Raw genomic sequence first — 10,235 nt, forward strand, 5'->3', positions numbered from 1 at the left:
GGCTCATGGAGCGGATCAAATGGGGCTGTGGGCATGGTTATTTGGTGAACTGGGCCTGCGCGGGCCAAACTCTTGGTGGCTAGGGTGCACGGCGATAGGCTAGCGGTTTACTCGCGGCACCATTCATCAACTACGGGTCGAAAGGAGAGATAACAGTTGAATTCTCAGAGCTCTGATGAGGCCATGCAAGAGGCATCGGTGTCCAAATATCATCTGCAGGAAGCACTCAGGGCGGGAACGCTTGGCACCTATAGAGTCAACGCTTTGTTTACCCGCATTAGTTCCGATGGCAATCTTGAACCCGAAGTCGGGGAGCCCTTGCCCGGAGCTGTCGCTTTACATGCTCATGAGTACACCCATTACCTGCACAACCTCTCCACGATCGCAGGTGTCATGTCTCTGTTGAGTAGCTTCTGGCTCCTGCTCCCTTTCATCAAAAATGCGGATAGCAACGCTCGAATCCAAGCATCGAGCGCGACTGGGGTAGATGATGATGTTGCCTCTGCTTTCCAAGTCATGAATGCAATGAGGGGGATAACGCGAGGTATACCCAATAATCATTCTTGGTCGAACGTATTGTCATGGAAGTTTGAGCCACCCACTTCGGTAGCTCGCCAAATAATTCACTCGTCCGAAACGTTAGCTCAGATCACGGTATTTAGCTTCAAGGCTACGGCGATGTTTTCTTCTGGACACTCTCTTGAACTTGAGATACAGCCTGGGCTTGATTTTATCACTGAAGGTGTAGCCTACGAGATCGAGCGTGAGACAAGAAGGCTTGCCGGCATACCTGAAGAAATTTTGGATGATCAGACACCTAGCTATCCCTACTTGATTTTCCGCCTTTTAGTAGATTTTCTGACAGGTCATCAAAGCTCAGCGGAGGATAGAATAGTCATCGGTACGTTGGCCCTGCTGAGTCATTCGCCATCCGAAGGGCTAATTCGAGTTTGCGAAGTGATTCGCACGGAGGCAGAGGAAGGCTCAAATGAAGGGTTTGGAGACTATACAAATCAATTGCTCAACCACTTCAAGAATTACTCAGATCACGTCATTGAAAGCCAGTTAGCTACGATAGCCTCTATCCTTTCTGGGTCGGAAGTGCTGTCCACGGGTGCCAGCGTTTACTGTCAACTCATTAGAACTGCGCTCGTGAAACGCCAGGAATATCCCCTGATGGAGGCCGCATTCATTAAGTCCAAGATGGACGCAGGAGGCTTTCTCCAGCGTTCACTTCGCATGTTAGAGCGGCAGGTCTGTCAGGAAAAAAATTGGTCTGCAAATGTCATATCATGGATAGGGCTGCCGGGCAGTGTTGCAGACCAACCCGATGAAACGCTTCAGGCATTCAGCATCCTGCAGTCTGCAATCCATTACGTTCAGCAGCACTTCACCACCGACTCGATCGTTCCCACTGCCCAGCTAAGAGACACACCTTGCCCATTCAGCGGTGCCTGTGAAACGCAGGTTGAAAAAAACTTCCCTACGGTCTGTGACACCAGACCATGGGAGTTTCAGTACTCCACCGACCGGGCGAATGTCTGTTTCTATGAAGCGGCACAAATAGCACTTATCAAGCAGCCTATAGCTCCGTCCACCTGACAGCGATGCCGTCGGCCTCCTAAGGCAATTCCCATCCCCGATCGCTGTGGTGCTTCTGTATAAACTCAGCACCTGGCGCCAGGTTATGATTTCTTGGCAAGCGCATTTTCTTACCATGCAGCGCGACCGAGATCTGTTTGTCGAAAACGCTATAAGGTTCCGCCTCCATCTCCGGATCGGAAAAATGAATGCGATGCTGTAAATCGATAGTGATCCAGTCTTTGTCGAAGAGTGAGTGGTGAAGGCTGTTGAGCAGGATCCCGTTTCGTACATCCAAACGCTCTTCTGGTGCGCAAATCGCCCAGGGAACGATGTGGCATGCCTCCAAGGCTTCCACGAAGCTCGTCTCAGTGAATGCGCAGCTAAACTCGTAGCACCGCAGCAACGCGTCTCTAAACATGACCTGAGCCATGCCCCTGGATTTCACTAAACGCATCACATCGCCTGAGGTGCTCGGATCATTCGAAAGGTTCACTATCAGGCTTTCGTATCGGCTCCCATCAGCGGCGAAAGAAAATGGGTTCTCAATCGTCTGCCATGGAAATCCATACACTGCGTCCCGACCTTCCTCGGATTGGCTGAGATCGTATGCGGAAAATCCTGAGCCAATTACCCCTTTCCTGTCAGTCACTAGAATCGTCAAGGGCAGGAGCTTCTGGGCCAAGCAATGCTCCTGAATCAACCCGAGCACAAACCGGATCGGGCGGTGGTGTATGCCTATTGCGCCGGCCAGCATGCCGTAGGAGATAGAGCGACGATTTTTTGCGCAATCGACCAACACATTCCAGGCATCAAAAGCACGTTGGGCTTGATTTATCAATGTTAGAAATCCTTTCTCTGAGGGGTGGTGGGTCAGACCTTTGTACCGGCATGAACCCGGATATGAAGGCCAGCATCTCTAACTAACGGGCTTTCACACCCGCGGCGCAGGCACTGGTTTTCCTGCTTCGAAATCAATGACCACAATGTCAATTCGTGGTTTGACTGCCTCACGCAGGGACTCAATCAGCGCCGCGCGCATGGCTTCAGCAGTAGCCGGCGTGGGGATGTTCATCGGGGGAGCTTGCAGTCTTCTTCCTGATCTGGATGCCAGGAACCCAAACCACAGGACGCAGTAAATCCCACAGCCTTGGGAGCGCCAGTCGATCAGATACCTTTCCTCCAACTGGGTTTGGGCTCCTTCCCAGACCTCGTCATGCCATTGACCCTTAACCTCCATGGGAAGCTGCAGGTCACCACAGATGAATGCGAAGTCAGCACGTTTCGACTTCGGCATGTCCACCTCAGTCAACATCTGAACCCCGTAATGGCGCATTTCGGCACTCAGTATCATTCCTAGCCGATCACGACATGTGTTCTCGATGTAGGGGAACCCTGAGTCATTCCAGAACATGCTGACCAGATCGAGATCGTCGCCCGACAGCCTTTGCTGGATCACCGAAAGTTCGTGCAAGACGAGCGCTCGAAGATCACCGATATTGCTAGGCGGGCCATCGGCGAGCAACGCCATCAAAGCTTCTGGCTGCAGGGGCTCGAAATTTTCTTCTACTAGCTTCTGACGTTGCTCTGCAGCCATGTGTAGTAGATCCAGGGTGTAACTGTCCGCGGGCTGCGTGACGAGGTCTCGCAGGGCTTCGATCGCCGGCGCGCGCGTGTCATTGGCGAGCAGACCGATCATCGACAAGATGAACGCCGAAGCTTCATAAGGGCCTTGGCTGCCATCGCTCGACCTCGGCATGGTGTGGCGAGGCCAAGCACATCGAAAATGCTGAACAACCCACTTCGCGCTGGCAGTGTCGAATACCCCGCTAAGCCCCGGGCATTTTTTAGGCAAGCATCTCATAATTGCCTCTAGCAATTGCGGATGTGAAGCGCTGACACCGACCAGCTCATGCTTCACCTCTTGGAAGCGGATCAGAAAATCAACCGCTTTCCATCTGAGCATCCGGGTCTCGCTTCCGAATTCGCCCACTGCAAGTGTTCTGGAGATAGCAACGAGTTCGTCCACATGGTCTGAGTCAATGAGGTGGTAGAGGAGGGTGGCCTCCACGGTTTCTGCCATGCTCGTATGCTCTGACAGCCACTTGGCAGCCAACTCTATTGCACTTGCACGCCAGGGGAGTTCCGAGAACAGAATGTGCAACGCAGAAATGTGGGCCTTGCCTGCGGCGACACTGGGCTCAAGGCAGGCGCTGATAAACGCTCTCCGACGGGGATCACTTGATGACTCGCATCCCTCATCCTCAGCACCAAACACACGCAGCTCAAGCTGACGGCGCAGCGAGCCGAGGTCATCGACAGTCAGGTTAAGCTGGTTGTGCAAGCACACAGCCAGCCCCACTTGGATGACAGGCTCAGGGATGGCGGTGAAGTCGCGTTCGGCTCTCAACCTGACCAGCAAGCCAGCCAGGATCGGGTAGCAATAATTCCAGATAGAACTCTTTGCAACGCTTTGCGCAACGTCAGCGAGTGACGGCAGATTATCGCGATGGAGAACCGCCTCGAACCCATGCAGTGCGTCCTCAGCAAGGTCTGGGCCCAGCCATTGAACAAGCGCCGTTTCGCCGGCGAAGGCCTTGCCGTGGACGTAGCCGTGTCCAAGGTAAAATCTTGCCGCAGGCAGTATTTCCCTAAGCTCTCCGCTCAGAAGGGAGAAATGATTCTGGAGGTAGTCCTCACGTTCACGCCCATACTGCGCTTCGAATTCTGCGGCCTGCCGCGCGTCTTTTTCCTCCCGTCTGACTTGGTAGTCCGGCTTTGGCGGGTGTTCCAGGTTGTAGATGTAGGTTTCCAGATCTGCGTCATTGCGCTGATAGAGGCGACTGGCAGCCCTCACTTTGTCGCTGAACGCAGGCCTCCTTACTGGCACAAGCATCAAGTCTCGCCAGGCATCGCGAGCTTTCGGGTCGTCAGTGTCCTGGGTTGCATGCTGCTCAAGAAACCAAACCAGATCGTCCTCATGCTCTCGAAGGCCCAGTAAACATTCGTCAAGATCGCAATGCTGTTCCCAGACCGATCTCCGCGCTTCGACATCGAAGAGCACGTGCTGCTGAACAGCTCGACGCAGCGCCTGATGCTCATCAAGCATCTCACTTAGCACTTTCTGCTCTTCAGTGCCGTATTGCTCTCGCAGCCCTCGCGTGGCAAGCCAGCTCCACACCAATGCGGCGTCATGCGGTTGGACAATTTTCTCAGTAATGGCGCGGGCTATGAGCAACGCAATGAAATCAACGACAGGCCCGGGGTTCACACCCTCACTAACCTCCGCGCCTACAACGTGCTCGGTCAGTAGATTCAACACACCTACAAGCCTGGTTGTGTCCAGCGTCGAGATGATTTTGGGGCGGTCGAGGGCGATACTAAGCTGCTGGTCAGCTTGAGTCGCTGGGCAAACCAAAAGCCCTGAGCACGCCAAGATGTTTCCGACCAGGATTGCGTCAGGAACATCGCAGTCAATTTCCTCGATAATGAACTGTGCCAAGGTAAACGCGGCTTGCGTGCATGAAGCTTGGAGCAGCTCAATCGCCTTGCACCACCAGACTCGATCACGCCAGCTCATCATCGCGCGCGCAGCGTTTTCTCGATCCCGATAGTAGTAACTGGGCGAGAAAACGACCTGTTCCAGAACGGGTTGAAGCTCTCGTGCTAGAGGGATGTCGACAAGCCCCTCGATTAGCAGCGAGCGAAGGTGCGCATTACCATCCGGGGCGCCAATGATTCGCTCAATCCTGCTCTTGAGTTCCTCATGCATCAACCCTGCGGCGCGATGACTGCCGCCATCGCGAGATCTGAAAAATGGGTCGCGGGATGACAGCAGATCCAGGGCGTCGAGAAGACTATGTGCTTGCTCAGCAGTAAACTGCGACGTTTCACCGTAGCGAAGGACACCATAAGGATCTGCCTCAATGATGGCGTCTGCCATGGACGCGCTATGAAAGGCTAACCAGGCGTGAAGGCCACGTAGGCTCGCCGGTACGCTGTCACCCAGCTGAAATTGGGCAAGCAGCCGTTTTTGAACACGCGCCGTCCTGGCTCGATCGGCCAACCATCGTGCTCCGAGATACTCAGCCAGCACCCGGTGGACGGGCTTCGCGCGACCAGGCCCAACGTTCACAAACAACTTGGACGAGAATATGGCTCGTGCCGCTCCGGCCTCTGGCAGATCAATCAATTCGGCAAGCCGAATATCGCCCTCCATCACTTGGCCAGGATTGGCAAGACTGATCGCATCTGCCCCGGCCAGGATCAATCCAGCACTGACCGCACCGGCAGCCGAAAGAGCCTGTGCCACCGACAGCTGACCGAGGGCCTCATGGGCTCGATCACTGTCATGCTCTGGCCAGAGGAGGGTGCAGACGCGCTCGAACAAGCCGGCCCGGGTAGACGGAAGAGCTGCATCAGCACTGGCTACCTGTCCCATGAGATCGAGGGTGAGTGGGTTCTGATAGAGCTCGGTAACCCCCTGATCAGCGAGGTGTTCCAGGACATGATCCACATCCAGCTGCGGATACCGCTGACGAAGAAACTGGTGGGCTTCCCAGCGCGAGAATGGGTCAAGGACGAGGATGCTTGGCTCAGCGCCGTAGATCTTTTTAAGGGCCACTTCGCTGCGTGACAGCCATTCCCTCGATCGGCAGCAAATGATGAAGTCCGGATTTCCAGCGTCTTCCAGCTTGCCAAATACGAGATCGACGGCATAGCCATCCCGAGCGGCTGCTGCCTCGTCCAAGCCATCGATCATCAGTGGTTTTCCGGGGATGACGAAGCGACTCGGGTTGCCGCTGGCCATGAACCTGCGCGCTGAAATCACCTTGACGTCCAAACGGCGGCCCAACTCTTCAATCAGCTGACTCTTGCCCATCCCAGGCTCACCGAGAATGACTTTCGCGCCCTCAACCGCAAGCAGTTCGTCTTCATCTACAGTCCGCAGCCGATCTTCTCCATCGCTCAGTTGGAGGTGCAGTTTGCGAGGAAAGTAGTGGGCGGATGGCATGATCGAACAGCTCCCTGCTGGCGCGACGATAGGACTCGGAGATCTGGAAATCAGGCGTGATCATAACGGGTTTTCAAGCACGCAGAGTGGACAGACGTGAGCAACGCATAGCAGGCTAATGACCTAGAGTTCTGACCAGCAAATGTTCAACAAGGGATTGAGTAGATGGAACGCACGACCTTCCTTTCAGACACCAATGAGATTTTGGACACGATCAAACGTTTGATCCGCGACGCTGAGGACAATTACGGGATTGCAGTCGCATTCTGGGGAAAAGGCGCCGAAACCCTGATTCCCAGCCATGGTTGCGGCAGGATCATTTGCAACTTGGGCCACCCAGGCACGAACCCCCATGTGATCGATAAAATAAGGTCGAATGCCAACGTGAGCGTCCGCTATCTTGATTCCTTGCACGCCAAGGTGGTGGTGTCTGATCAAGGTTCGTTCGTGGGGTCATCCAATTTTTCAGAGGCAGCCCTTGGGATTACGACGTCCATGGGCGAATGGCGGGAAGCCGGTGTCTTCCTCGAACCCAGCAATATGGCAGCCAAGAAAGCCTGGACTTGGTTTGAGGCTCTCTGGGAAATGGCCAGCCCTGTTGAAGATACCGACATCGCCGAGGCGGCAGCCCGCTGGGAAAATGAAGCGCTCTCAGAAAGCCCGTACCGCAAATCGGGCCCACTGGCAGACCTCAAGATAAATGGCGAAAGGGTAGCTGCGACAACGCATCGGTTACATGAACTGCAGCTGTTTGCCCAGCGCTTGGAGTTCTCGTTCGAACCCGACATGATGATAATGGCATCCCTCTCGTTCCAAGCGCTATACGATGAATTGATGGGTATTCCTGCTCGTCGGCCTAGTGACCCTCAATCCACCGGGCCAAACCGAAAAGCTGCGGGCCAAGCGGCGAATGTCCTTTGGGCACAAAGCGGTGCAGAGCCGTTGGCGCGACTTAGAACCCCAAAAGGAACCATTCAGGTGGCTGATCCGAAAGTGTTCCTTGATCGCTCCGTTGCCTCAGGCCTCAGCGATCGGGTGTGGGAGTTCCTGAACAAGCTTGCTGCACAGAGCAGGGGAGATGGCAATGATGCGTATCACTATTGGGCCGGCGAAGTGGTCAGCAAGCACAACATCGAGTAGCTTGCTGCATCTGAAGACCCAAGCATTGCTCTCTTGGCAGTGGCGCAATCGACAGGCCATTGGGCGCGTACGATAGTTCCTCGTGTGATGGATTTACGAGACCACTCGAATTTCACGTTCGATTTTAAAAGGAATTCATCCATGGCTGTTCCCGCCGAGTTCAACGCCGCACAGTGGTTCTCCGATAACACCGCGGGCGGCTCGCGCCTTACCCCTGAAACTCAGCATTCCATCGCTGACTTCACTACGATGTGGAATTTCTTCGAGGGTAATCTGTGCCGCAATGAGGCGAATATCCCGGCCTTCGAACGTGTTGCGGAACGTTATGGGCCGAGTGCCGAGCAGCATCAGGGTGTTTGCGGTTGCCTGGCCTTCTGGCGGTCTCGCTATACGAATGAAGAGGGCATGCTGCCCAGATTCGACAGGCTGGAGTTTCGTGCCAGAGATCGCAGGGTGTTGGTAGAAAGTGTTCTGCTCGGGCAGAACGATGAACCGCATGATGTGCTGCTCGCAACGCTCATCATTATCTACAGGTTGCGAAACAACCTCTTCCATGGGCTCAAGTCACTCGACACACTCAATGATCAAGTTGAGAATCTCAGAACAGCTACGTACTGCTTGTCCATTGTACTGACTGCAACACCCTCACATCTCGTCAGACCTCAATACGCTTAATCAGGCTTTGGCGGCACGGTACTGCGGTGGCAGTGTGCCGCCTACGCCACGAATAAATCATCAGCCTCAAATACAGAGCGAAGGAGCGTTATGCAGCTGCAGGATCTGCTTGCTAAAGGATATTTCCCAATTCAGCTACCGGTGGGATTCGGCACGAAGCGACTCGCCGACAGCATTGAGCAGATCAAGGCTGTATGGGACGGAGTGCCGGGGAAACAGGCCGGCGCTTCTCAGTCTGAGAAATTCTCGGTCGCAAGATCCTCTTACAGCAGGCGCACAACCTCAATCCCTAATCCTGTCAGTTTCTATGCCTTGGCTAAGGAGATCTGTGAGTACTGGCCTCAGATCCAGGCGCATTACGATAAAAGCGAAATCTCTCGCAGCATACCCGGCACCCACGGTAGTCTCAGAGCGATTGAGCTGACGAAGTTCAGCGACTTGTATGAGGAGCGCGTGTGCCAATCTGCCGGGGCCCGTTACGCGCTGATCACGGACATATCGAGCTATTTCCCCACTGTCTACACGCACACCATCCCGTGGGCACTGCACACCAAGCCGGTTGCCAAGGCGAACAAGACCAGAAAAACTCCTGAATTTTTTGGCAATATCCTAGATGGCCGTTGCATGGGGACACAGGATGGACAAACCATTGGCTTGCCTATTGGCCCCGACACCTCCCACATCATCGCGGAAATCATCGGGGTCTCGATTGATGAGGCCATCTGCGCAGAATTGGGTGAGTGGCCGAAGGGGTTTCGCTACGTCGACGACTTCACTTTCTTCTTCAACAAACGTGAGGAAGCTGAGAGGGCGCTGGCAATCATCATCAAATGCGTCAGTGCTTACGAGCTCCAGATCAACGCCTCCAAGACGAAGATCGTCGAAGTGCGAGAGCTCGTCCAGGAATCCTGGAAATACAGCCTCAAGAAACTGACCGTCTCAGCGAGAAAGCGTCAGCAGAAAGACGATATTCACCACTATTTCGAGATGCTGTTCTCGCTTGAATCAAGGTTCAAGGACGAGAGCCTAGTCAAATATGGCCTGAAGCAGCTGTCCTCATCCATCGTCAAGAAGTCCAACTGGGCGATCGCCGAAGCGTACTTTCTCAAATGTGGGTATGGATTTCCCAACACGTTGCAGGTGATCACCCAAATCCTCGCGACCTACCATCGCTATGGTTATCCATTGAATATTAAAGCGCTGGGCGCTTTCAGCCGAAATCTGTTGGAGTCGGCTGCCGCCGCGAATCACCACAGTGAGACTGCTTGGCTCCTTTGGCTGTGCAAAGAGCTCAGCATCCATCTCGACGCCTCTTTGATCCTTCAGGTGCTTCAGATGGAGAGCTCCATATGTTCGCTCATCGCTCTGGATCTCATTCATTCAGATTTAGTCGACGGTGAGGTAGATCTTGCGGCTTTAGCGGGTCTACCGCTCACAGATCAGGCACTCAAAGGGAACAACTGGTTACTGGCTTACGAAGGAGGTCGCCGGCTGTGGCTCGGAAATCCAGATATCGCTTTCATAGAAGCCGACCCCTGCTTCGCAGCACTGCTAAACGCAGACGTTAGCTTTTATGATCGGGAAGCCAGGCTGCCAGCTATATTCCAAGTCAAGCTCGAAGCAGCGGAGGCTATTGATTTCGACTCGGATGACGAGATCGACAGTGATTTCGAGTTTGACAGTATGGACGAGGAATACTTCGATTCGGCTGTAACGGATACTGATGAGGAAGGTGAGGAGCAGGGCGCGGCAGTAGCCGGTAAAGGAAATCTAGCTGTAGATCCTGAAGCACCAGATGATTGGTGAGGCTTGCATAGACGGAAGT

Annotated in this window: 6 protein-coding genes; 4 read left to right on the forward strand and 2 right to left on the reverse strand. The window is 54.2% G+C overall.

Annotated features, from left to right (window positions below):
• Positions 1-156: 156 nt before the first annotated feature.
• Positions 157-1,602 (forward strand): hypothetical protein, encoded by a 1,446-nt coding sequence (locus tag AC1DKH_RS01105; protein WP_477797144.1) that lies wholly within the window; start codon positions 157-159, stop codon positions 1,600-1,602.
• A gap of 19 nt (positions 1,603-1,621) precedes the next feature.
• Here the strand turns inward: AC1DKH_RS01105 and AC1DKH_RS01110 are convergent, their stop codons facing one another.
• Both AC1DKH_RS01110 and AC1DKH_RS01115 read right to left on the reverse strand, forming a co-directional pair.
• Positions 1,622-2,422 carry an HNH endonuclease gene (locus AC1DKH_RS01110; RefSeq protein ID WP_477797145.1) on the reverse strand — a complete coding sequence of 267 codons (801 nt, stop codon included), beginning with the start codon at positions 2,420-2,422 and terminating at the stop codon, positions 1,622-1,624.
• A gap of 93 nt (positions 2,423-2,515) precedes the next feature.
• Positions 2,516-6,595 carry an NACHT domain-containing protein gene (locus tag AC1DKH_RS01115; RefSeq protein ID WP_477797146.1) on the reverse strand — a complete coding sequence of 1,360 codons (4,080 nt, stop codon included), beginning with the start codon at positions 6,593-6,595 and terminating at the stop codon, positions 2,516-2,518.
• Between the two features lie 165 nt (positions 6,596-6,760).
• Here AC1DKH_RS01115 and AC1DKH_RS01120 point away from each other — a divergent pair, with 165 nt between their 5' ends.
• From AC1DKH_RS01120 to AC1DKH_RS01130, 3 genes are all read left to right on the forward strand, one after another.
• Entirely contained in the window at positions 6,761-7,735 is a 975-nt protein-coding gene (locus AC1DKH_RS01120) for a phospholipase D family protein (protein WP_477797147.1), read from the forward strand.
• 141 nt (positions 7,736-7,876) lie between these two features.
• Complete coding sequence (locus tag AC1DKH_RS01125) at positions 7,877-8,410, forward strand: hypothetical protein (protein ID WP_477797148.1); 534 nt, start codon at positions 7,877-7,879, stop codon at positions 8,408-8,410.
• Positions 8,411-8,500: 90 nt separating this feature from the next.
• Positions 8,501-10,216 carry an RNA-directed DNA polymerase gene (locus tag AC1DKH_RS01130; protein WP_477797149.1) on the forward strand — a complete coding sequence of 572 codons (1,716 nt, stop codon included), beginning with the start codon at positions 8,501-8,503 and terminating at the stop codon, positions 10,214-10,216.
• The last annotated feature ends 19 nt before the right edge of the window (positions 10,217-10,235 follow it).

The sequence above is a fragment of the Pseudomonas sp. 05L36 genome (genome assembly GCF_056398125.1).